Origin of the sequence: Acinetobacter sp. TR3 (assembly GCF_027105055.1) — a bacterium.
Lineage (GTDB): Bacteria > Pseudomonadota > Gammaproteobacteria > Pseudomonadales > Moraxellaceae > Acinetobacter.
In genome coordinates, this window is record NZ_CP114264.1 from 1,053,168 (window position 1) to 1,076,153 (window position 22,986).

Sequence of the window (22,986 nt, forward strand, 5' to 3'; positions counted from 1 at the left end):
TAATAATATGAAAAGAATATGAGCATAAAGAAAGATATAAACGTCAATAGTAGAACATGGAAAATATATGGAGATATTAAGTGGCTATTTTCTATAGCACTTTTATCGGTACCGATTACGCATGCTGAGACACCCAGTGAACAGTACCATACTTTAAAAAATAATTTGTCGCAGCTGTTTGCACCAAAAAGTAATGAAGACTTTAAAATTGCGAATATGCAGAGACTAAGCAATTTTTCGTTTAATCCTTCTAACGTTGAATTACCTGTAGTTGGTGCTAGTCATGCGATTGATACAGTTCCAAGTGCTTTATGGCAAAGCCAGCTGAAAGTTTTAAAAGATGCGGTAAAAGTAGTGGTACAGAGAAATCCAGAAATTTCCCAAACACTCGCGACTTTAGCAGCACAAAATGCAAATATTGATGTTGCAAAAGCTGGCTACTATCCACAGATTACTGGGGGCATTAACACTGGTGATTTAACAAAAAAAGCAGCTCGTGGACAACAGATCCTTGCATTAAATGCGACACAAATGCTTTTTGACTTTGGAAAAGTGAAATCAGGTGTCAACACGGAACAGGCAAAACTTTCATTAGAACAAGCAAAAGTGCTTATTAAAATTGATGATATTTCATTAGATGTCGCTCAAACGATAATTAATATACAACGTTATCAGAAGCTTATTCAGATTGCGAATCAACAAATTTCTGGAATTCGACGGATTCAAGAAATGGCAAATTTAAGAGCAAATGCAGGAATTAGCAGCCAAGCGGACCCAGTACAAGCACAGTCTTATTTACAGTCTGCTCAGTCTGCTTTAATTGCGCAGCAATCTTTACTTGCCCAATACCAACAGCATTTAAATACTTTACTTGGGTTTGATGTAAATAACGTGCAATGGGCGATTCCAGATGATTTGGTTCAACAGTCAGACTTATATTCAGCTCCACAATTTAACATCATTCCTCAAATGATTGCTGCGCAAGCAGGAATTGACGTTGCTCGTTCGCAGAAACAGCAAACACAATTAAGTCGATATCCTACATTATCTGTGAAAGGTGAATTGAGTCAGGCTTTACATGGCCGAAACCCAAATAATGATAAAGAGGGAGGTTTCGATAGTGCCATTATGTTGGAAGCGACCAGTCAATTTTATCAAGGTGGCGCAACATCCTCACAAATTAAAGCGGCTAGCTTTGCCGAAGAGGCTGCTAAAGCTCAAGTAAATGCAGTCTATCTACAAGTACTTGACCAGATTCGGACGAGTCGAGAACAAATTGAAAATAAACAAAGACAAATGCAAGTTCTCATAAGTCGTCAAGCGACAACCGTGAGAACAAAAGAACTTTATCAAGAACAATATAAATTAGGTACACGATCACTTGTAGATTTATTAAATGCTGAACAGGCAATTCACGGCGCAAATTCTGAGTTAGAAAGTGCACGTTACGATATTTATAGCAGTATTGCGCAATATATAGCGACCACAGGACGTTCGCGTCAAGCCTACGACTTAAATAATATACAAATTCAGGGATTTGAAGTTCAGCCATGATGACTAAAATAAATTATCAGCCTTGGTTACAAGCGGTATTGACAATTGCAAAGCATTATCGTATAGAACCATCAGAAGAGAGAATTCGTTTACAACTGGATTGGAATCAGAACCAGAATTTAGATGAAATCTTATTATTAATGAGTCGGCAGGTTGGACTTAACTTACGAAAAGTTAAATTTAGCGATGATGTGTTCAATCCATGGCGTTTGCCCGTGATTGTTGAACTGAATGATGGTCAAGTTGGTGTTATTGATAAGGCTGATACAGAGGGTAACGTTAGTGTTCAATTAAGTGGTGATCAAGGGTTATCGCAAAAATTTGCTGTTGGAGTACTTAAACATATTGTCAAAGGTGTTTATATCCTTCGACCAGAAAAATCAGTACCAGATGCACGTATCGATGAATACATTAAGCCTTATGAAGCAAGTTGGTTTTGGTCAATTGTATTACAAGATTGGAAGCGTTATATCGATATAATGTTTGCCTCTCTTATGGCTAATATTCTGGCATTAGCCACCATCATTTTCTCTATGCAAGTCTATGATCGAGTTGTTCCATCGCAATCCATCCCCACACTTTGGGTGCTTGCAGGTGGGGTATTTATTGCTGCAATTTTTGAATTTGTACTTCGTGTTTCGCGTGTTTATTTGTCTGATATTATTGGGAAACGTGCAGATTTACGTGTTTCAGATCGGGTATTTGGTCATGCTTTAAGAATAAAAAATAGTGAGCGCTCTAAGTCTACAGGTACGTTTATTTCACAAATTAGGGAACTTGAAGGTGTTCGTGATCTTGTGACATCTACAACGATGGGTGCAATTGCTGATTTACCATTCTTCTTTTTATTCCTCGTGATCTTTGCAATTATTGGCGGTAATTTATTCTGGGTGATGCTAATTGTTGTCCCATTGATGATCTTACCTGGTATTTTTGTACAAAAAAAATTAGCGCAACTTGCACAAGAAGGGATGCGTGAATCTTCTATCCGCAATGCAATTTTGGTTGAAGCAGTTCAAGGTATTGAAGATATTAAATTATTACGCGCAGAATCTCGATTTCAAAATCAGTGGAATCATATGAATGAGGTTTCCGCAGATATTAGTATGCAGCAACGTAAAATTGTTGGCGTTCTAACGGCATGGACTCAAAAAATTCAAGGTTTGACTTATGCCGCAGTAATTTTGGTAGGATGTTTTGCGGTGATGGATGGTGAAATGACTACAGGTGCTCTTGTTGCTTGTTCAATTTTATCATCACGCATGTTGGCACCTATTTCTCAAATTACGGGCATTTTAGGACGGTTACAACAAGCCAAAGTTGCGAAAAAAAGCCTAGACGAACTCATGCAAAAACCTGTAGATCAAGCTGATCAAGCTCATTTAGTACATAAAGAAGTTTTAAACGGTGAGTATGAACTTAAAAATGTAATGTTCCAATATACTGAAGAAGACCCAAGACCCAGCTTAGCAATTCGCCAATTAAAAATTAAAGCGGGTGAAAAAATTGCGATTTTAGGACGTAATGGAGCTGGTAAGTCGACATTACTGCAAATTCTCTCGGCGATGCAGTTTCCTACCAATGGCTCAGTTCATTTAGATGGCTTGGATATTAGTTTAATTGATCCTGCTGATGTGCGTCGGGATATGGGATTATTGAACCAAAATGCGCATTTATTCTATGGAACTATTCGTGAGAATTTAACGCTTGGTGCGCCGTTGGCACGTGATGAAGATATTTTAAAAGCCTTAAAAGTTACGGGCGCTTTAAGCTTTGTACAAGAGAAAAAAGAGGGTTTAGATCATTTAGTTTTAGAGGGAGGCGTTGGGTTTTCTGGAGGACAACGACAGGCATTATTATTAGCACGGTTGCTTATTCGTCAACCTAATATTTTACTTTTAGATGAACCTACAGCTGCAATTGATGATGTTGCTGAGAAACAATTGATTGATCATTTAAAAGGTTGGCTTTCTCACCGAACTTTGGTGGTGGCGACTCATCGCCGTGCTGTTTTAGAATTGGTTGATCGTATTATTGTCATGAATGATGGCAAAGTGGTGATGGATGGACCTCGTGAACAAGTATTAAACCAATCTACTTTACAACAAAAACAAGTTAAGCAAGGGGATAATTCATGAGTGAACTAGAACAAGCCAATAGCCGTCCCATGAATGTTACCTATAAAGAACCAAGTTTACCGCGTTCTAGCTTTGTTATATGGGTTGTAGGAATCGGTTTACTTGTACTTCTAATTTGGGCGTGGTTGTTTAATTTAGAAGAAGTTTCAACAGGAACAGGTAAAGTCATTCCATCTTCTAAAGAGCAGATCGTTCAATCACTTGAAGGGGGTATCTTAACGAGATTGGATGTTCAAGAAGGGGATATTGTGCAAAAGGGGGAGGTTTTAGCTCAACTTGATCCAACACGTTTTGCTTCGAATGTTGGTGAATCCAAATCACTTCTTGTTTCATCTCAAGCGACAGCAGCTCGGTTGCGTGCAGAAGTAAATGGAACACCTTTGGTTTTTCCTGAAGAAGTTTTAAAAGAACCAAAATTGGTTAGGGAAGAAACAGCACTTTATTACTCTCGACGTGAAAATTTGGAACAGTCTTTAGCTGGTTTTCAACAAGCACTTAAGCTTGTGCAACAAGAATTGATCATGACAGAACCGTTAGTTGCTAAAGGCGCAGCAAGCGAAGTGGAAGTACTAAGATTAAAACGTGAAGCGAATGATTTACAAAATAAAATGAACGATACCCGTAATCAGTATTACGTTAAGGCAAGAGAAGAGTTGTCTAAAGCGAATACGGATACTCAAACACAACAACAAGTGGTTATGGGACGCAGTGATAGTTTACAACGTTCGGTTTTTAAAGCCCCAGTTCGAGGAATTGTAAAAGAAATTGATGTTACGACTTTGGGCGGGGTCATCCCTCAAAATGGTAAATTAATGACGATTGTCCCATTGGAAGATAAGCTATTAATTGAGGCACGTATTTCTCCAAGAGATATTGCATTTATTCGTCCCGGACAAGAAGCATTGGTAAAAATCACAGCTTATGATTATTCAATTTATGGTGGTTTAAAAGGTAAAGTGACAGTGATTTCACCAGATACGATTCGTGATGAAGTGAAGCAGGATCAATTTTATTATCGTGTCTACATTCGCACAGATTCTGATAAGCTCAAAAATAAAGCAGGAAAAACCTTTGGTATTACGCCAGGCATGGTTGCTACGGTTGATATTCGTACTGGTGAAAAAACAGTGATGGATTATTTATTAAAACCATTTAATAAAGCAAAAGAAGCTTTACGAGAACGTTGATTCTGATTAAACCTAAACCTCGCTTAAAGCGAGGTTTTTTATTGTCGTGTGAAAAGTTATAATCTCTTTTTAGTTTGTATTTATGTTTTATGCCTTTCACTATCGCAAATACAGTTACTTTTGAAGAAGACATTAAAAAAAGTCGTTTCCAAGCGATTGCCGCAGTTGTTGAGAATGAGCAGCAAGTTAAAAATTTTCTAGAACACACCAAAGATATTTCAACTACACATCAATGTTGGGCATGGAAAATTGGACATCATGTCCGGTTTAATGACGATGGCGAACCTTCTGGCACCGCAGGTCGCCCCATTCTTGCAACCATTGAAGGCAATGATCTAACTAATATCATCGTATTAGTCAATCGTTGGTATGGGGGTGTTAAGCTCGGTACAGGTGGTTTGGTTAGAGCGTATGGTGGATGTGCAGGTCAGTGTTTATTGCTCGCTGAAAAAATCGAATTGATTGAGAAAAAAAAGATTCAATTTGCCTGTCTATTTAATGAATGGGCAATTATTCAATATGAGTTGATGCAACAACAAATTGAATATCAAGAAAGTTACACTGAAACAGGTGTTCTTATTGAAGCACGATTACAAGTACATCAAATTGAACCTTTAAGAAACAAGCTTCAAGATGTGACACGTGGGCGTGAATCACTGAAAGTGATTGAGGAACAAGAGCATGACGACTGATCCTTTATTAAAATATCGAGAACAGCACAAGCATCGTTTGAATTATATGCCTTGGTTGTACTGGTCACTTAAGCCTAAACATCGAGAGTGGGCAGATGTATGGCAGGCTGAATATCAAGCGTATTTGATGGAAATGGAAACTATAGAAATCGGTAAAAATTGTTTCATTTCACCTTTAGCACATATTTTTGCTGAGCGCGGTCGCAAGATCAGCATTGGAGATAATACCTTCATTGCAGCTGATTGTACTTTACATGGACCTTTAGAGATTGGTAACGAAGTCGCGATTAATCATCATTCTATTTTAGATGGTGGTCGAGCAGGGATTAAGTTGCATGATCAGGTTCGAATAGCAGCATATAGTCATTTATATGCATTTGATCATGGAATGGATTTAGACCGACCAATATACCAACAAGCTGTTACCTCCAAAGGAATTGAGATTGGGCGAGATGTATGGCTAGGTGCTCATGTTGGAATAAAAGATGGCGTGAAAATCGGGCATCATGTGGTTGTGGGGATGAATAGTATGGTCACTAAAAATATAGAAGATTTTGCAATTGTGGCAGGTAATCCAGCTAGATTGATTCGTTATCGTACTGAATAAAATCAATTAAAAGCTCATGAGATTCTATACATAAATTTAACCCACCATACTTTGATCTGTGATAAGTTAAAAATAAGTAGAAGACCTAAGGTATATACCTAAAGAGAGGCGAAAATGAACCGTGTCATTGCATGTATCGATTCTTCACCCTGTATTGATGCTGTTGCTGAAGCGGCAGTTTGGGTTGCTAAGCAAACTCAAAGAGAATTAGTACTGTTGCAAATTCTGGACTATTATCCCGCAAGCTATCATTTAGGTGAAATTAGTGGCGTAATTGGTTTTGAAAGTAATGCGATGTTACTCAAAGAGCTAGCCGAACTAGAGCAAAAGCAAAGTGAACTCGCGCTTGATTATAGTAACAATTTACTTAAACATATTTCAGAATTCATAGAGAAACAATACGATTTAACCAGTACCAAGATTCAAGAAAAGGGCGATTTTCTTGAACAAAGTTTTAACATCTTGAAAGAAAATGATGTTGTGATTATTGGCCGTGTGGGTGAGCGAGCAGCAGAAAAGAATAAGCCCATAGGCAGCAATGTTGAAAACTTTATTCGTGGTGCAAACTGTACAGTGATTACAGTAGGTGAGCATTTTGAACCACCGAAACGCTTTATTTTCGCTTATGAGTATTCACCGACCTGTCAAAAAATGCTGCAACGTATAGCACAAAGTGATTTATTGAGAAAGTTACAATGTCATTTGCTGTATGTGGGTGATCATCCAGAAATGCTGGCAGAGCCAGAAAAATATTTAAAAGATGCGGGTTTAGATGTTATACCAATTTATCGATACGGGGATGTTGCACAAAATATTCTTGAATATCAAAGAGAACATGACATTCAACTGATTGTTTTAGGTGCTTTTAGCCATAGTAAAATTCATCAATTTTTCTTGGGGAGTATCACCACAACGATCTTCCGAAATGCCAATGTACCCTTACTCGTTGCTAAGTGATTCATTTTATTCCATATAGTTATCCGCAATTACTGTGGATAACTATATGGAAAAGCACTGTGGATAAATATAATACATTGATATTAAACAACTAATTATTTTAGATTGTTTTTTGATCTTTATTTCACAATTGCAATTGCAAAGCCATCATGTCCCTTTGAGCCAACTGTTTGTAATGCGGTGCAAGACAAAAGTTGAGGATGATCTTTTAATGCTGTGAATGCTTCACGAATGCCTTCAATACTAGGCTTCTTATTATTTTCATCTAAGATAGCACCTGCACGAATGACGTTATCAAGCACAATAATCGTTCCTGAATGAGAAAGTTGCAAGCTTAATTCAAAGTATTCACGATAACTTTGCTTATCGGCATCAATGAAAATCAAATCAAAGGGTTCACTGCCTTCAGCAATGAGTTGCTTCATAATATCTGCACCACGACCTTTCTTGAGCTCGATATTGGTTGGCATCTTGGCAAAATCAATATTTTCCTGAGCAATAATGACGTGGGTATCTCGACCTTCTACTGTGAGTAGATAGCCATCTTCAGGTAATGCTTTTGCAAGCCAAATGGTACTATAGGCACCAAAAGTTCCTAGTTCCAGTACCCGTTTGCATTGGTTCATCTGAATCAACATTTGCAAAAACATGCCTTGATTAGGCGCAACAGCCAAATGATTAGAAAATCCCTGCGTATCGGTATTGTCTAATGCATGTTGAAGTCTTGGGTCTGTGGGAATTAAATGTGAATTGATATAGTCATCAATGTCGGTCCACATCTGTTGCATAATCAAGTTTACCTACGAATCTGTTAGCTGCATTTTAAACATTTATGCTCAGAGTGCAATTTGATTACTGAATTAATCAGTGTCACTGAAATGAAAAAGAGACCGTTTAGATCTCTTCTTGATTTAAGTCTATTTAAATTAGACGTTACACATTGAACTATTACGGGTGAGGTCAGGTCCCCAAGTTCGATAACCTTGAGTATCAATATGAATTTGACCAGAACTGTACAAGCCGATTCCAAGATTTAAACTCTGCCCATGCTGCATCCAAAATTGGCAAAGTTTAAATTTGGTCTGTTCAATATATGCATAGTCTTGCGGTTGCGGTACTTCAGGCCCGATACGGAAGTCGATTGCTGAATTGAACAAATGCTTAGAAGAACCCGCACCACCTGCACATTGGTTTAATGGCAAATCACGGTAAACGGAGGTTACTTCGAAATCGGTGAGAACTTTAGCAGCAATCAGATATTTAAAGACGCGTAAGGTTGAAAGTGAATTATTCCATAGCTCACGATTCGGCACCATATATTCCGAACGACCACATTTTTGCCAATCTCTAGCGGTACGTAATAATTCAAAACTTGGAATAATATGTGCAACATTATTACGATTTAAAAACTGCTCGTATTCGCGGACGCGTGCATAGTTTTCACCTTGATTGAGCCATTGGCGGTAAGAGGTAGGTTCAACTTTATTGGGAATTGGGCGAGTAAAAGTGATTTGTTCTTCAGGAATATAAATTCTTTTACCCTGATTTTGATTCACTTTAGTGGCTGAACTGACACAACCGACCATCATCACAGGGATGATACAAAATGATAAGAGACCCTGTAATTTATTTCGCATCATAAAAAGGTGGTTCACAATCTATAGGTGATAGATGGATTATTTTAATGCAAAATAACGCACAGATAATGGTGCAATTGCAAAGAAATGTGTGATTCGAGTATAAAAAAAGACCAGTCCGTACTGGTCTTTTTTATGATTATTTTTCTAAATATTGCAATTTATTTGGTTTGCCATTCCATTCTTCACGATCAGCAGGTTGTTCACCAATTTGAGTGATGTTATTACCTGCCCATTTTTCAGAGAGTTCAGCATTCAGTTCAATAAACGCTTCTTGGCCTTCAGGTAGCTCATCTTCAGAGAAAATCGCATTTGCTGGACATTCAGGTTCACACAATGCACAGTCAATACATTCATCTGGATTGATGACAAGGAAGTTTGGACCTTCATAGAAGCAATCTACAGGGCAAACTTCAACACAGTCTTGATATTTACATTTAATACAATTTTCGGTGACAACAAAGGTCATGGCGGCAGCTACCTAAAAAATATGGTTTTCATTTTGCATAGTGTATTTTAGGCAAAAAATACCGATAGAAACAATTCCTTTTATTGATATTTATTATTCGTATCAATGAAATGGGCTTATTTATATGACTTTTATTGATAATAAGTCTCAATAACCTGCTAAATTCAAGAATGATCCTCTGAAAAATCGTTTGCCAATTGATACAACAGAGATATTTAAAGTGGTTATTGATTTAAATCAGCTCTAACTAAATGCTAGAGCTGATGATCTAGTCTTAATTTTCGAGGGTTTGACTGGATTTAAACAAGGCTTTGAGCTGATAAAGTTGTTCAAGTGCCTGACGTGGAGTTAGATCATCTACATCAATTTTATCCAATAACTCAAGAACAGGGGATTGAGCTTCCACTTCAACAATTTTCTCAACAACTTGAGTTTCAATTTCATGCTCAAGTGAACTGAATAAATCATTTTGAACTGTATTTTGCAAATGATGATGTTGTTGCTTTTCAAGAATCTTTAAGCGCTTTTGCGCCTCTTTAATTACGCTAGCTGGAATTCCCGCCAGTTTTGCAACTTGTAAACCGTGGCTTTGACTCGCAGGGCCATGTTGCACCTTGTGCAATAAAATTAAATTGCCATTCAGTTCTTGTGCTGTCACATGATAATTATCAATACCAACTTCACCACCAAGTTCGGTTAACTCAAAGTAGTGTGTTGCAAATAAACATAGACATTTCACACGCTTCGTCAAATCAAGTACACATGCCCAAGCTAAAGAGAGGCCATCATAAGTACTCGTACCACGACCAACTTCATCCATCAGAACTAAAGATTGACTTGTAGCATGATGTAAAATCTGTGAGGTTTCAGTCATTTCCACCATAAAAGTAGATTTACCTGTCGACAAATCATCCGCAGAACCGATACGGGTAAAGATTCGATCAATTGAACCCAGTTTTGCCGATTTTGCGGGAACGAAACTACCACAGTAAGCAAGTAAACTGATCAATGCAGTCTGACGCATAAATGTCGATTTACCCCCCATATTTGGACCCGTAATAATGGCCATACGGTGTTGTGGGTCTAGAGTCGTATCATTCGGTGTAAATGGTGCTTTATTTAAAGCTTCAACAACTGGATGACGACCAGCTTGAATTTTGATGCTGGTTTCAGCCGTAAATTCAGGTCTTGTCCAATTATTTAATCTGGCTTGATGTGCAAAATTTGCCAGTACATCAATATGTGCAATTGCTGCGCTCATCATTTGTAATTGAGCAATATTTTGGCGAAGCTCATCTAATAAGGATTCAAACAAAAGCTTTTCACGGGCAAGCGCACGTGATTCACTTGAAAGGACTTTATCTTCAAAGCTTTTTAGTTCAGGTGTGATATAACGTTCAGCGTTTTTGAGGGTTTGACGACGTATATAATCGGCTGGTGCTTGCTCTGCTTGGCTACGAGTCAACTCAATATAGTAACCACTGACACGATTATAACCAATTTTAAGTGTATTGATTCCAGTACGCTGGCGTTCTTTAATTTCTAAATCAATTAAAAATTGCCCCGCATGATCGCGAATTTTACGTAATTCATCCAATTCATCATCATAACCTTCAGCAATCACATTACCATCGCGTAATAATACTGGCGGATTTTCAACAATTGCCGCCATTAAATGTTGATGTAGACTTTTGAAATCACCTAATTGATTATCCAGTTGATTTAATAATTTAGATTGTTGGGTTTTCAGTACAGGTGCTAAAGCATGTCGTAAAAATGGAATTTGTGCGCATGCTTGACGCAGTTGAACTAAATCGCGTGGACGTGCACTGCCCAAAGCAACACGGCTCAGTACCCGTTCAATATCTCCAATCTCTTTTAGTACTAAACGAGCAGGAGACTCATGAAACCCTTTTAATAATTGCTCTGAGGCATCTAAGCGAGCATCTAATATGGCAGTATCACGAATCGGTTGCATAAGCGTTCGACTCAATAAGCGACCACCCATTGCCGTTTGACAATCATTAATTAGTTGGAATAAGGATGTACCATGATCAAATAACGGTTCAATAATTTCTAAATTACGGCGAGTAATGGGGTCGAGTGCAATAAAATCGGTACTTTGCTCAATCTGAATTGAACGAATATGCGGTAAAGCCGTCTTTTGTGTTTCTTTGGCATAATGAATTAAAGCTGCTGCTGCTGCTTTTGCCAAAGGGAGTGGATCTAGACCAAAGCCTGATAAAGTTGAAACTGAGAACTGGTCACACAAAGTTTTTTGTGCATTATTTAAATTAAAATCAACATTTGGACGTTTAGTAATTGGACAGTCTAGATTCTTTTTAATCTGTTCAATAATATTTTTATCAATCAGATCTTCATCAATCAAAATCTCACTTGGCATCAAACGAGCCAGTTCAATCGCCAATTGTTCAGGTTTATAGTCTTGTTGCTGAACCTTAAAAATACCAGCACTTAAATCGAGTAATGCAAACCCAATTTGATTTTGTTGAATACATAAAGCAACCAGATTTGAAGACTGATAACTGCTAAGTAATGCATCATCAGTCAAAGTTCCTGGTGTAAGAATACGAACTACTTTACGCTCAACGGGGCCTTTTCCTGTGACTTCCCCAACTTGCTCACAAATTGCAACTGTGCGACCAGATTTAACTAAGCGGGCAAGGTAGCCTTCGGCTGAATGATAAGGTACACCAGCCATTGGAATCGGTTGCCCACTCGCTTTACCGCGATGGGTGAGGGTAATCCCTAAAAGTTTGGCCGCTTGATGAGCATCTTCAAAGAATAGTTCATAAAAGTCACCCATACGATAGAACAGCAATGCATGTTGATAGTCTGTTTTGACTTTGAGATATTGCTGCATCATTGGGGTGTGGTTGGAAATATCTGCCATGTTGTTATTATCATTCATTGTTGTTAAGTCCTTTATTTTCAATGTGTTTGATAGTTTTTGGCATAAACAGAATATCCGAAGGTGTAGGAGAAAATCTAAGCAAATACAACCCAAGCCAAAACGTTAGTGTAGGTTTTAGTGTAGGTTGTTTTAGTTTAAACTAGCCATCATTCCTTATCAATATTGGAAAATAGGCAGCTTGAAAGGATAACAAATAATTCAATCTTTCTGTGAGGATTAAAGTGGTTCGTTCGATAGATCAACAAACGCCAATAAAAAAAGCACTTTCAGCCAAAGCTATCGAGAAGATGAAAATTGGTGATCCTGATAAAGCTGATATTGGGGAATATGTGGGGTTGCGGGTACATTGCGGCAAAACAGGTATGAAGACTTTTTTCTACCGCTATCGTAGTCCTGTGGATGATTCGATTAAACAATACAAGATTGGAACTTTCCCGCAAGTTACATTGGCGGAGGCTAGGATAGAACTGATTCGTTTAAAGGCTGAACGAAATCAGGGGATTTGTCCAAAACAAAAAAAAGAGCAGGAGAAGCTTCAACAACAGATTGAGCATGAGCTTGCACAAAAAGATATGTCTCAACTTACTGTACATGAAATGATAGAGATGTATTTGACGGAGGTGATTGAAGATCACTGGGTTGCTGACCCTCGGATAGGAGAAAGGAAGAAGGTCTTAGGGGCAAGAAAGCCCAAAGGCCAATCTGAAACACGACGAACCCTGTATGGCGATGCAGTACGAGTTTTAGGTAATCATGTTGCTTTAGAAGTAACACGAAAAGATGTGGTGGCTTTAACCAAGGAAATTATTGATCGTGGTTCTAATGTACAGGCTGGGCGAGTATTGTCTGAATTGACGTTAGCATATGAATACGCTATTGGACTAGAGCGATTTCCAGCCAATTTTGCCAATCCTGCCTTATTAGCCAAAATGAGTATCAAGCAGTCAAGGTTGAAAGTAACTTGTAAAAAGGGCACACGAGTTTTAAATGATCAGGAATTAAAACGTGTATTGGCTTGGTTGCCCACATCAGGATTTACAACCCATCAAAAACATATCCTTTATTTAACGTTGTGGACAGGTTGCCGGACTGGAGAGCTATGTGATGCTAAATGGCGGGATTTTGATTTGGATCATGGAACATGGCATCTAAAAGCTTCTAAAAATAGTACTGAGCGTTATGTGCAGCTATCAAGGCAGTGTGTCAGTTTTTTACGGAATTTATATCAACCAGATCAAGAATATTTGTTTGCCTCATCTCGAACAGGGCTACCTATTCAACAAAAGTCTCTTACAGAAATAAAGTGGCAAATGAAAAACCCAGATAAAGTTCAGGCTAATTTTCGTCCTGAACAGCTTTGGTTAACAGATATGGATGATTGGAATCCACATGATTTGCGAAGAACCGTAAGAACAGGGTTATCTAGATTAGGCTGTCCCACAGATGTTGCTGAAGCAGTTTTGGGACATTCCAAAAAGGGAATCGAGGGAACATATAACCTGCATAATTATGAAAGGGAATGTGCGGAGTGGTTACAGAAGTGGGCAGATCATTTGGATAGCATAATAAAAAATAACATTTAATGGTGGATGATAAATAATCAAAATGTGTTTTTCGTAATTTATTTATAAAGTATTGAATTAAGGAAATCTATTCAATCCTGATGCAATTGAACGTCAGCTTGCACATGTGCCAAAAAATAGAATTCGTTCAGCTTATAGCCGTGCTCAGTATTGGGATGATCGTGTAAAAATAATGGAGTGGTATGGAAGACGGATTAAGGACTGGTTGAATATTTAATTTATTCACTATTGAAGAAGACCTAGCTTTGAAAGTTAGGTTTTTTTATATGTGTTAAAAATGACTAACTTATAGGAGATAGGGGATCCAAAAGTACAACACTATAAAAAATCAGATACAAAGTTTTCTCTTAAGTAAAATAAATATATGTTTTTGATATTAAATATGATGTTATTTTTATACAAAATTATGTTTATAATTTTATGTAACTTATTGAGTAAATTGAATTATGTCTAATATATATGATAAATCAAGGCAAATTTACACTACATTTGATCCTAGCCAAAATAATGGACAGCATGTCCCTCTAAAGATAACGTAACTTCAATCTTTGGAGATCCAAGAAATGGCTAAACGTTTTAGTCCGGAATTTAAACAGCAAGCAATTGATCATGCACTTTCAAACTCCCACGAGCCTATAGCTGCAATCGCCCATAAATTAGGTGTGGGTTATTCAACCTTAGATAAATGGATTCGTGAAGCCAATCCAGTAGGTTCAAGCAAACGTCAACTTTCTCCTGAACAACAGCGGATCTTGGAATTAGAAAAAGAAGTCAAACAGCTCAAGGAAGCCAATGACATCTTAAAAAAAGCGCATGTGTACTTTCTGACAGATCATGCCAAGAAAAGTACACGGTAATTCAAGATATGGATATAAATGAAGTCACTGTGTCTTCTGTCTGTAAATGCCTAGATGTCAGCACTTCAGGCTATTATGCCTGGCGAAAACGCCAGACCAATACAGCGCAGAAATACAATGATTTAAAAGTTGTATATTGGCAGCATCATGCGCGCTTGGGTGCACCGTCATTGGTACATGACATGCGTGATTTAGGTTATCGCATGAGCGAACGTACCGTTGGAAGGATGCTAAAAAAGCTTGGTTTACGTAGTAGGATTGCACGTAAATACAAGCATACGACTGATTCAAACCATCGTTTGTCTACAGCATCAAATTTGTTGGATCGCCAATTTACAGTTACTCAGCCTAATAAAGTTTGGACAACGGATATTACCTATATCCGAACTAAAGAAGGCTGGCTGTATTTATGTGTGATGCTAGATCTATTCAGCCGTCGTATTGTGGGTTGGCAAACCAGCCATCGAATAGACCGCCAATTGGTGTGTGATGCGTTTAATTATGCAATGGCTCGTCAGGGTTATCCAACGGGTGTCATGGTGCATTCGGATCAAGGTAGTCAGTACTGTAGTCGTGATTTTAGGGCGCTATTATTGACGAATAACTGTATTCAAAGCATGTCTAGACGAGGAAACTGTTGGGACAATGCAGTGACCGAAAGCTTCTTCCATACCCTGAAGGGGCATGTAGTACATGGCAGTGTATTTTCTACGAGAAAAGAGGCAAATGCTATCTTGTTTGAGTATATTGAAGTTTACTACAATCGAATCAGAAGGCATTCTGCAAATGGCTGGTTAAGTCCAGAAGCCTTTGAACAGAAATATTTCAAGAATTTAGAGGGATCGGTTGTCCACGATACTGTCTAGGATCAATTCGAAGAAATGATAAAAATGTGGAGTGAGAATGGGTTCTATAGTCAGTACAATATAGGTAAAAGTTTAATAACAAACTTATATGATTTAAGAGATTTAGAGCTTTTTTTATTAGATATTGAGACTACAAAAACAGATTTGTTTTTAAAAAGAGGCTTGTTTACTCGCAACACTGACAAAGGGATTGGAAGTATCAATCAGCCACAAATATCATACATGGCATCTCATTATGCAAAAAAATGGTTCCCATTTACGCTAATTTTCAAAGAATATTTCTTTATAAATCAGATTAATGAATTTAAAGTAATGGAAATTAGTGACAGGCTTGAACTTTTTTATGCATTTTGGGGTTTTTGTATAAAAAATATAAGGGTTGATAACGGGATTATTCATACAGATCCCAACAGTTTTCCAGATAAAGATATTAGATTAAAATTAAAGTTTATTAGCCAAGCTCAAACTTTAGAGTCACTAGCTAACATAGAGGAGATATCAAATGAATCGGTTGAACTTATCAATGAGATGATGATCAGTTACAAAATACTTTTACAAAAAAATAGAAAAACTAGAAATTTAGACAGCGCCTTCAATAAGAAGAAAAAAGAATACACGCTATATGTAAAAAAATTACTAGAACAGCATGGTTCCCTTACAGCATGTTCAATTAATTTTTATATGGATAATTCACAACATTCTATAGATTATGCAAACGCCAAAAGGAAATTCTTGAATAAAATAAGATCTATTAGGAACTTAAGTGTTTTTGTTGGGTATATAGGAACTTGGGAATTCTCTTCAAAAAAAGGATATTACTTTCGTATCATATTTTTTATACCTAGCTATAGTTTGGCTGATCTTAAAAATTTCATAGACTTATTGATATATCAATGGGAAATTTTTAGTGATTTTTCTATTGATAATGAAATAAAAAAAATAAAATTTAGTGCGGCGCCTAGCTATATAAGTTATTCAATAGGTCATTTAAAACAAAATTACTGTGTTATTAAGCATGAAAAATCAAAAAAATTTAGCGATTTTATTGATAGTGCAGTTAATTATACAGTACTAGCTGAAAAATACTTTTTCCCCGCTGAGCTACAAATTTTTCTTTATTGCTATATTGCTCCAGAGAAACAACTTTACGATTCTAATGGGCAGTCAGTAGTTGGTCATTTTAAATATACCTTTTCTCGTTCTTTCCGAGGACACTTAAAGAAGCCTAATGCTGAAAAACTAACTTTAGCTCATCCAAGCAAAGAAAATGTTCGTGATTCAGGCTAAGTTTGCTTCATTGGGTTACGCTTGAGCGGTCGTTAGGTCTTAGTTGGTTTTTAAAGTTATTATAAGTAATTATTAATACTAACTATCAATGGCTTATAGGTTTAGATGGTTCATGGTTCTTTACTCATATATATGAGGCAGAATTTAAAAACTACAGATCAGGCAGTGATATGAATCCAATCAGATGAGTATCCTACATGATTACAGTAACTTGGAATGAAGCAAGCCTGACACATGCAATTGATCAGTTTGTTAAACAGGTTTGTTTTTATCCAATCTCTCAACAAGAATTCTTATTGAGCTTGAATGTGCTTTATCATGCATTTAAGCCAATCTATCAACCGCATTTGGTATATGCCAAAACAATCGAATGTTTTATTCAGTGTATGCAATGGATTGAGTACTTCGTTGGTGTATCCAAGCCACTTAGCTTGGAGCAGTTGGATGAACAGCAAATCTCAATTCTTCAAATGTGTTTACTTCAGTATCAACCATACTACTTTCATGAACAGTACTATCAAGTTCAATTAGAAGTTGCTAATAGAACATCCTTATCGCAGTACTTACAACAACTATTAAATCATTATTCTCAACTGCTATTTGTTCGAGTGGATTTGTCCTATGCAATGGAATACAGGCATTTAATTAACATTGAACAGGTCAAATCTGATCTTGGTATTTTACTCAATCGAATTGCGAATAAAGATACATACTTCTATGGCTTACAGGGATATGCATGGGCATTAGAGCAGGGTCCTGATAAAGGCTATCATTGCCATTTATTACTGATCTACGATCCATCCAAACGTCAGAATGACTGGTATCTCGCTGATCAAGTTGGACAATTATGGAAAGAGATCACTCAGCAACAGGGTATTTTCTATAGCTGTAATACATCAGAAATCAAAGCACATTATGAAAAATTGGGTCGTTTGGGTGTTGGACTGATTAATCGGAACAATTTAGATGAGGTATCCAATGCATTGAATGCAGCAATGTATCTGGTTAATCCTGAAAAGTCTGAACAGTGGCTTTTAGCTAAAGTACCGTATATGCGGACTTTTGGTATTGGGCAGTTTGATGTTGCTTGGCGTAGAGGTGTTGCTCAAACCTTGCAGCGATGTGGATTTAAGTCAAACAACAATTAAAAAACTACGGCACTCCTAGTGATATGAACAAATAACCTAGGATGTGTTTTCTCATGACGACCTACAACGAAGCTCAAACCTTTTGTGAAATTGAAAAATTTATCAAGGATGTGGTGGATGGCCAAATCAATTGTGAACAATTCAAGCAACAAATTATTCCCTTAATCATCAAGTCTAGACGCTTTTTTATTCAGGGTTATACCTATATTGATTCCATCATTATTTTTAAGCTAATTGAACGAGCCTTATTTCAAGCCAATAAATATAGATTGTATGAAAATATTCGTGACCTGCCCGATCATGTGATTGAGTTGATGATCGCTGATATCCAGTCGCAATTTGAACGGATACAGGACGGTCATCAATACGACCAAAAACAGAATAAGGCTGAAACGAAGAAGGTCGAACGTTTCTTATTGAATACCATGCAATACACAGATTGCTTAATGATTTTTCCAATACGATTTGGTATCAAGGAAGGTGTATCGTCATTAGGATTTAACGGTTTTGAGTGTTATGTCAATGCCTTATTAAGAGAGGTCAGGGCAAGGGAGACCAATGTATTCCGTTGCATCCACTCAGTGATTTGGAAGATAAAACATCATCCTGAACAGGGCTACTACCTCCAGATCTACTTTATTTATGCTGGACAAGCACAGGACACGACCTTATCTGACCATGCCAATAAACTGATAGCAAAGTGTGAGGAACTCAGTAATGGTTTTGGTGAAGTCTACATTGAAGAGCAAGCTAAAAAAGGATGGTCAGTGAATTGCCAAGATGACAGGCAGATTCAACGTAACCTGCAATTGCTGAAGAGTGATTTCAATGCGAATAGTAAAAATCATTATTTAAGGGTGATGCGAACTCGTCGCAAAACTTTTGACTGTGAACGCATCCCTTTAACGCTGAATTAGTTTTGTTCAGTAAAGTTAATGGAGTTGTTGTCGAATAGTGGTCTAAGGAAAACAATGCGCTTAGACCACTAATCCACTGAAACATGAATGGGCGAATGCCTAAAAATTATAAGTATAGGTCAAACCGCTATTGGTGGTGACCGTCACTTCACGCACATATTCAGCGGAACAACCAAGATAGACCTTTGCCACAGAACCATAGCGCATATTTTGGTAATCGTATGTGCCTTTGCTTTTACAATTGCCACGATTGATTAAAACGCCTGTAATGGTGGTTGGAGCATCGTTTAAAGACATGATGTTTAATAAATCGGTATAGCCTGTCATGGAGTATTGTGATTCTTAACGACGAACACGGACTTCAAACTGTTCTTGTACAGTGGGTTCAGTCACTTCCTCGGCATTATATGTTTCATCTTCTAAAAAGGATTTATCTACGGGTGGAAAATCATCTTCGGATTGAGGGGGAGTTTCAGTCGTATCAGCAGTGCTATGCTCACTTGTTTGAGTTGGGGTATCCTTTGGTTTTGGTGCATCGTTACCTGAATTACACGCAGTTAAAGTCAGTAGCAACACACTGGATAAAACAATCGATGGAATAAAATTCATTACACATGCCTATATTTAATCGAATATTGTGATCTACAGGGTTGGGTGAAAGCCCAACTCTGTGTATTTAATTGTTTGGTCAATCAATTTTTTACTTTTTATAAAAGTGGGAATTACTCATCGATCTTTTTAAATACCTTTTCGATCGGCGTGTAGTTTTCCAAGCTAAAATCAAAAGGAATTGGCTTTTTCAGTGTCACATCAAATTGCTTTAATCGAGCATTTTCTATGCCGTTGAAATGTTTGCGTTGAAAGGACATGGTGCTCGGTTCAAGGATGGCAATCGGTTCATTCGCAGAATCAGCTTGAGTGTTGTTGGCCTGATAAATGACTAAGCTCTCTAATTCCAATTTATGATTATTGAAGTTAAAAATGTAACCGACATACTTCTGTCCACCAGCCGTAATAATATTTTGTGCTAACTCTGGCGTGGATGGGGCTGTGAAATTCACAATAAGATCAGATGCGAAATTCATATTCTCAAAATGTAATTGTTTCGAATCAGCATCGTAATAAACAAAATTATCAATCGGACCATTTGGTCGATCATTCGGTGTATAGCTGCTTGGCATAAACAGACTTTGACCAGACGTAGCATTTAAACTGAGCTCTAAAAGTTTTAAGTCATAATTTAGATGGGCATTTTTAGTATCCAACTCATTTTGAAGTGTCTGAATACGTTGTTGATATTGTTCTGTACTCTCAAATTGATCTTTTTGTGGTGGAGTCACCTGCATTGTCGATCTTATATAATTGATTGCCGTATCATGCGCTGCACGCAAAGAATAGTCATCACCTAAAGCAAAAGTGAATGCAGGAAACTGTTGATCAGTATGTCCGATCACTAAAACTTGATTGTTTTTTAAAGCCAGCACATTTCTTAAATCATTGAGAATGGACTGGAAATACACGCAGTTTGCACAATAATCTGCAACATCGTCATTTTCAGCAAACATCTGCAATCCATAGATGGTTTTATACGGTGGATAAAAGGAAAAATACCCCTCATCTTTGATGAGTTCCTGAAAGTCTTTTCCTGTTTTGGTGAGCGGAGGTGTAATTTGATTTCGAGCGATAATCAAAGGGGACGAAACAGCCTGTGCAGGGGCAGCATCATTCAATGACATTTTTTCAATCTTTTGAGATAGCTCTTTTTTCTGTACATCATCTTGTTGTGGTTTTGAGCATCCGACCAACGTAAGGCTGGTGAGCAGCGCAATTGAAACGTATTTCATCCTATTATTTCCCCATCCAATATTTTTAAAGTTTTTAAAAATGAATTATGAAATTGACTGTAATTTCAAATACATTCTGCTTGGCTGTCATAGGCTCTAACTATGCTGTTACTGAGCACAATAAGGACAAGCCAAATAAGCTGTGCGATGAATTTCATGATTTTTACCCAGCACAAAACACCACTGACCAAAAAGGATGCAGCAGTTAATTGATGCCTTGAATCAATCAGGGCATAGCGAAAGCGTGCGATAAATGAATTGTAATGGAATGCCGAAGAGGCTTAGAAAGTGCAGGGGAAAAAGCACAGTAAATTGCGTCATGGTTGACTCCTAGATGAATTAGAAGTTCTACCGAATCACTGTCAATTGATTATGGTGGCAGAACGAAAGAGGGTTGACAGACTGGACATACAGAACCAGCACGCGCGAACGCGTCCCCCTCCCGTTCTACCGCAAAGGGGGACGAGAAGGTTTTACGCATACGGGGAATACTCAGAAGAATAAACCCTGATGCGCTGTATGAAACGGTCTGTCAAAACCGACTGACAATGTAGGTCAGCCCTTGCATCATAATCGCTGCTAAAAAACAGGTCAATTGATCTGTTTAAGCATCATTCAAAAATTGCCTAAAACTGATGATAAAAAAACCATTCTAAAAAAATACAAATACATAGCATCTAAATGAGAACGGTGCTTCTCCATTTGAGACAGCACTACTAATACATGCTTTAGCTACATTGCAATCACTTTGCCTGCTTCCCTCAGCAGGCTTTTTTTATTCATTTACAGGAAATACCACAATGAGTTTGCCATGTCCTTATTGCCAGTCTAGAGAGACGGTACAACTGCAATCCCCCCAATATTTACCTAATACCTCAACTAACAATCCTATTTCCAATAGTGTGATGTCACCGATGGCACTTGCCACATTAGGCGTGAGTGTTTCCAAAAGTCTAAATATCCCACCGATTGCAGGCGCGATCGTTGGGGTACTGATTGGTGGTATCTGGATGTTGATCACTGAAGATGAACAGCAACAACCGCTACACCCAACTTATCGCAGACAGTATTACTGCAATCACTGTGACCGCAGCTTTAGCCCAAATTTACGCAATTAAGTATTCAGCAAAATTTAAATCCAACGCTTTACCCATTTTTAAATTAATACAGGAATTATTCTTATGGCACATTTAGTTGAAACTATGGCATTCACTGGACAAACCCCTTGGCATGGACTAGGCAACCAACTCACTCCAAATCAGCCGTTGGAGGTCTGGGCAGAGCAGGCAGGTATGGACTGGCGGATTGAATCTTCCGATGTCAGTTATATGGCACAGAATGAAAAGGGACAAAGCATCATCATGCCTTTTGAGGAACAACGAGTACTTTACCGTTCTGATACTCACGCACCTTTATCCGTAGTCAGCCAACGTTTTCAGGAAGTCCAACCGATGGAAATCCTACATTTCTACAAAGATCTGACTGAGCAATCAGGCTTTGAGCTGGAAACCGCAGGCGTACTCAAAGGCGGTAAGAAATTCTGGGCATTAGCCAAGACTGGACAGACTTCAGCACTCAAGGGTAAGGATGTGAGTAATGGCTATATTCTACTAGCGACGGCTTGTGATGGCACTCTAGCAACCACTGCACAGTTCACCAGTATCCGGGTGGTATGTAACAATACTTTGGCAATTGCTCTCAAAGGACAAAATACCAGTGCAGGTGTGGTTAAAGTCCCACACAGCACTCGTTTCGATGCTGAGAAAGTTAAACAACAGTTGGGTATTTCAGTCCGTGCATGGGATGAACACATGTATGAAATGAAACAACTGAGCCAGCGTAAGGTAACTCAGCAGGAAGCAGCAGCCTTCTTTGATGCGGTGTTTAACAATACCAACCTAACTATGGCTGAACAAGATGAAAGCATCATTCAGTTCTATCGAAATGCTGCTATGCCAAACCAAGGCATCAACACCCCAACCAAAGCGGACAATAAAACCGAGCCAAATGGACGTGCCATGTCGAAAGTCATGACCATGTTTAACGGACATGGACGTGGTGCAGAACTGAGTTCAGCCAAGGATACCGCTTATGGATTATTGTGCAGCATCACCGAGTTCTGTGACCATGAACGTCGAGCGATGAGTACCGATCATCGACTCGATTCAGCATGGTTTGGTGCAGGGGCTGCCATTAAACAGCGTGGTCTGGAACAGGCATTGAGAATGATTGCCTAAATTCAGTTTCAATTAAGCCAGCTCCATTAGCCTAAGCATACAGTAACACCGTACAAGCACAGCAACACCTT

General features: G+C 38.0%; 18 protein-coding genes and 2 pseudogenes. 14 read left to right on the forward strand and 6 right to left on the reverse strand.

Annotated elements, in window-relative coordinates; genetic code table 11:
- Positions 1–18 precede the first annotated feature (18 nt).
- The 6 genes from O1449_RS05015 (at position 19) to O1449_RS05040 (ending at position 7,135) form a co-directional block, all read left to right on the forward strand.
- Positions 19–1,554, forward strand: coding sequence for a TolC family protein (locus tag O1449_RS05015; protein WP_269239341.1), 1,536 nt, complete (start codon positions 19–21; stop codon positions 1,552–1,554).
- Positions 1,551–3,692 (forward strand): type I secretion system permease/ATPase, encoded by a 2,142-nt coding sequence (locus tag O1449_RS05020; protein WP_269239342.1) that lies wholly within the window; start codon positions 1,551–1,553, stop codon positions 3,690–3,692. The genes O1449_RS05015 and O1449_RS05020 overlap by 4 nt, the downstream gene beginning before the upstream one ends.
- On the forward strand, positions 3,689–4,879 hold the full coding sequence (locus tag O1449_RS05025) for an HlyD family type I secretion periplasmic adaptor subunit (protein ID WP_269239343.1): 1,191 nt from the start codon (positions 3,689–3,691) through the stop codon (positions 4,877–4,879). The genes O1449_RS05020 and O1449_RS05025 overlap by 4 nt, the downstream gene beginning before the upstream one ends.
- 89 nt (positions 4,880–4,968) lie before the next feature.
- Positions 4,969–5,571, forward strand: coding sequence for an IMPACT family protein (locus O1449_RS05030; protein ID WP_269239344.1), 603 nt, complete (start codon positions 4,969–4,971; stop codon positions 5,569–5,571).
- A complete protein-coding gene (locus tag O1449_RS05035; protein ID WP_269239345.1) occupies positions 5,561–6,178 on the forward strand; it encodes an acyltransferase in 618 nt (205 codons plus the stop codon). The genes O1449_RS05030 and O1449_RS05035 overlap by 11 nt, the downstream gene beginning before the upstream one ends.
- Positions 6,179–6,292: 114 nt before the next feature.
- Positions 6,293–7,135 carry a universal stress protein gene (locus O1449_RS05040; protein ID WP_269228326.1) on the forward strand — a complete coding sequence of 281 codons (843 nt, stop codon included), beginning with the start codon at positions 6,293–6,295 and terminating at the stop codon, positions 7,133–7,135.
- Positions 7,136–7,254: 119 nt separating this feature from the next.
- Here O1449_RS05040 and O1449_RS05045 read toward each other — a convergent pair whose 3' ends face one another.
- From O1449_RS05045 to mutS, 4 genes are all read right to left on the reverse strand, one after another.
- Entirely contained in the window at positions 7,255–7,923 is a 669-nt protein-coding gene (locus O1449_RS05045; protein WP_018677296.1) for an O-methyltransferase, read from the reverse strand.
- A gap of 138 nt (positions 7,924–8,061) precedes the next feature.
- Positions 8,062–8,775: a D-Ala-D-Ala carboxypeptidase family metallohydrolase gene (locus tag O1449_RS05050; protein WP_269239346.1), complete on the reverse strand. Its 714-nt coding sequence runs from the start codon at positions 8,773–8,775 to the stop codon at positions 8,062–8,064.
- A gap of 136 nt (positions 8,776–8,911) precedes the next feature.
- Complete coding sequence (fdxA, locus tag O1449_RS05055) at positions 8,912–9,241, reverse strand: ferredoxin FdxA (RefSeq protein ID WP_004663008.1); 330 nt, start codon at positions 9,239–9,241, stop codon at positions 8,912–8,914.
- Positions 9,242–9,515: 274 nt separating this feature from the next.
- A complete protein-coding gene (mutS, locus tag O1449_RS05060; protein WP_269239347.1) occupies positions 9,516–12,173 on the reverse strand; it encodes a DNA mismatch repair protein MutS in 2,658 nt (885 codons plus the stop codon).
- Between the two features lie 224 nt (positions 12,174–12,397).
- On the opposite strand from mutS, the gene O1449_RS05065 reads away from it, so the two are divergent.
- From O1449_RS05065 to O1449_RS05090, 6 genes and pseudogenes are all read left to right on the forward strand, one after another.
- Positions 12,398–13,759 carry a tyrosine-type recombinase/integrase gene (locus O1449_RS05065; protein ID WP_269239348.1) on the forward strand — a complete coding sequence of 454 codons (1,362 nt, stop codon included), beginning with the start codon at positions 12,398–12,400 and terminating at the stop codon, positions 13,757–13,759.
- Between the two features lie 64 nt (positions 13,760–13,823).
- Positions 13,824–13,976: pseudogene (locus O1449_RS05070) on the forward strand (tyrosine-type recombinase/integrase); the annotation flags it as partial.
- A gap of 346 nt (positions 13,977–14,322) precedes the next feature.
- A protein-coding gene (locus O1449_RS05075; protein WP_269238047.1) for an IS3 family transposase occupies positions 14,323–15,482 on the forward strand; the annotation gives its coding sequence in 2 pieces (ribosomal slippage) (positions 14,323–14,557 and positions 14,557–15,482; 1,161 coding nt in all).
- 24 nt (positions 15,483–15,506) lie between these two features.
- A complete protein-coding gene (locus tag O1449_RS05080) occupies positions 15,507–16,769 on the forward strand; it encodes a hypothetical protein (protein WP_269239349.1) in 1,263 nt (420 codons plus the stop codon).
- A gap of 197 nt (positions 16,770–16,966) precedes the next feature.
- Positions 16,967–17,917 carry a YagK/YfjJ domain-containing protein gene (locus tag O1449_RS05085; protein WP_269239350.1) on the forward strand — a complete coding sequence of 317 codons (951 nt, stop codon included), beginning with the start codon at positions 16,967–16,969 and terminating at the stop codon, positions 17,915–17,917.
- 53 nt (positions 17,918–17,970) lie between these two features.
- Positions 17,971–18,834, forward strand: a complete 864-nt coding sequence (locus tag O1449_RS05090) for a hypothetical protein (protein WP_269239351.1) — start codon at positions 17,971–17,973, stop codon at positions 18,832–18,834.
- Positions 18,835–18,933: 99 nt separating this feature from the next.
- Here the strand turns inward: O1449_RS05090 and O1449_RS05095 are convergent.
- Positions 18,934–19,443 (reverse strand): annotated as a pseudogene (locus tag O1449_RS05095) (hypothetical protein).
- A 113-nt stretch (positions 19,444–19,556) separates the two neighbouring features.
- Positions 19,557–20,678, reverse strand: a complete 1,122-nt coding sequence (locus O1449_RS05100) for a hypothetical protein (RefSeq protein ID WP_269239352.1) — start codon at positions 20,676–20,678, stop codon at positions 19,557–19,559.
- An 800-nt stretch (positions 20,679–21,478) separates the two neighbouring features.
- Here O1449_RS05100 and O1449_RS05105 point away from each other — a divergent pair.
- Positions 21,479–21,796 carry a hypothetical protein gene (locus tag O1449_RS05105; protein WP_269239353.1) on the forward strand — a complete coding sequence of 106 codons (318 nt, stop codon included), beginning with the start codon at positions 21,479–21,481 and terminating at the stop codon, positions 21,794–21,796.
- A 63-nt stretch (positions 21,797–21,859) separates the two neighbouring features.
- A complete protein-coding gene (locus O1449_RS05110) occupies positions 21,860–22,915 on the forward strand; it encodes a DUF932 domain-containing protein (protein WP_269239354.1) in 1,056 nt (351 codons plus the stop codon).
- The last annotated feature ends 71 nt before the right edge of the window (positions 22,916–22,986 follow it).

Bases quoted from the DNA above. Each gene is read 5' to 3' on its own strand.
- O1449_RS05020 (WP_269239342.1), top strand. From the start codon at position 1,551: ATGATGACTAAAATAAATTATCAGCCTTGGTTACAAGCGGTATTGACA.
- O1449_RS05040 (WP_269228326.1), top strand. From the start codon at position 6,293: ATGAACCGTGTCATTGCATGTATCGATTCTTCACCCTGTATTGATGCT.
- O1449_RS05050 (WP_269239346.1), bottom strand. From the start codon at position 8,775: ATGATGCGAAATAAATTACAGGGTCTCTTATCATTTTGTATCATCCCT.
- O1449_RS05105 (WP_269239353.1), top strand. From the start codon at position 21,479: ATGAGTTTGCCATGTCCTTATTGCCAGTCTAGAGAGACGGTACAACTG.
- mutS (WP_269239347.1), bottom strand. From the start codon at position 12,173: ATGAATGATAATAACAACATGGCAGATATTTCCAACCACACCCCAATG.
- fdxA (WP_004663008.1), bottom strand. From the start codon at position 9,241: ATGACCTTTGTTGTCACCGAAAATTGTATTAAATGTAAATATCAAGAC.
- O1449_RS05015 (WP_269239341.1), top strand. From the start codon at position 19: ATGAGCATAAAGAAAGATATAAACGTCAATAGTAGAACATGGAAAATA.
- O1449_RS05035 (WP_269239345.1), top strand. From the start codon at position 5,561: ATGACGACTGATCCTTTATTAAAATATCGAGAACAGCACAAGCATCGT.
- O1449_RS05080 (WP_269239349.1), top strand. From the start codon at position 15,507: ATGTGGAGTGAGAATGGGTTCTATAGTCAGTACAATATAGGTAAAAGT.
- O1449_RS05110 (WP_269239354.1), top strand. From the start codon at position 21,860: ATGGCACATTTAGTTGAAACTATGGCATTCACTGGACAAACCCCTTGG.
- O1449_RS05030 (WP_269239344.1), top strand. From the start codon at position 4,969: ATGCCTTTCACTATCGCAAATACAGTTACTTTTGAAGAAGACATTAAA.
- O1449_RS05100 (WP_269239352.1), bottom strand. From the start codon at position 20,678: ATGAAATACGTTTCAATTGCGCTGCTCACCAGCCTTACGTTGGTCGGA.
- O1449_RS05085 (WP_269239350.1), top strand. From the start codon at position 16,967: ATGATTACAGTAACTTGGAATGAAGCAAGCCTGACACATGCAATTGAT.
- O1449_RS05090 (WP_269239351.1), top strand. From the start codon at position 17,971: ATGACGACCTACAACGAAGCTCAAACCTTTTGTGAAATTGAAAAATTT.
- O1449_RS05045 (WP_018677296.1), bottom strand. From the start codon at position 7,923: ATGCAACAGATGTGGACCGACATTGATGACTATATCAATTCACATTTA.
- O1449_RS05025 (WP_269239343.1), top strand. From the start codon at position 3,689: ATGAGTGAACTAGAACAAGCCAATAGCCGTCCCATGAATGTTACCTAT.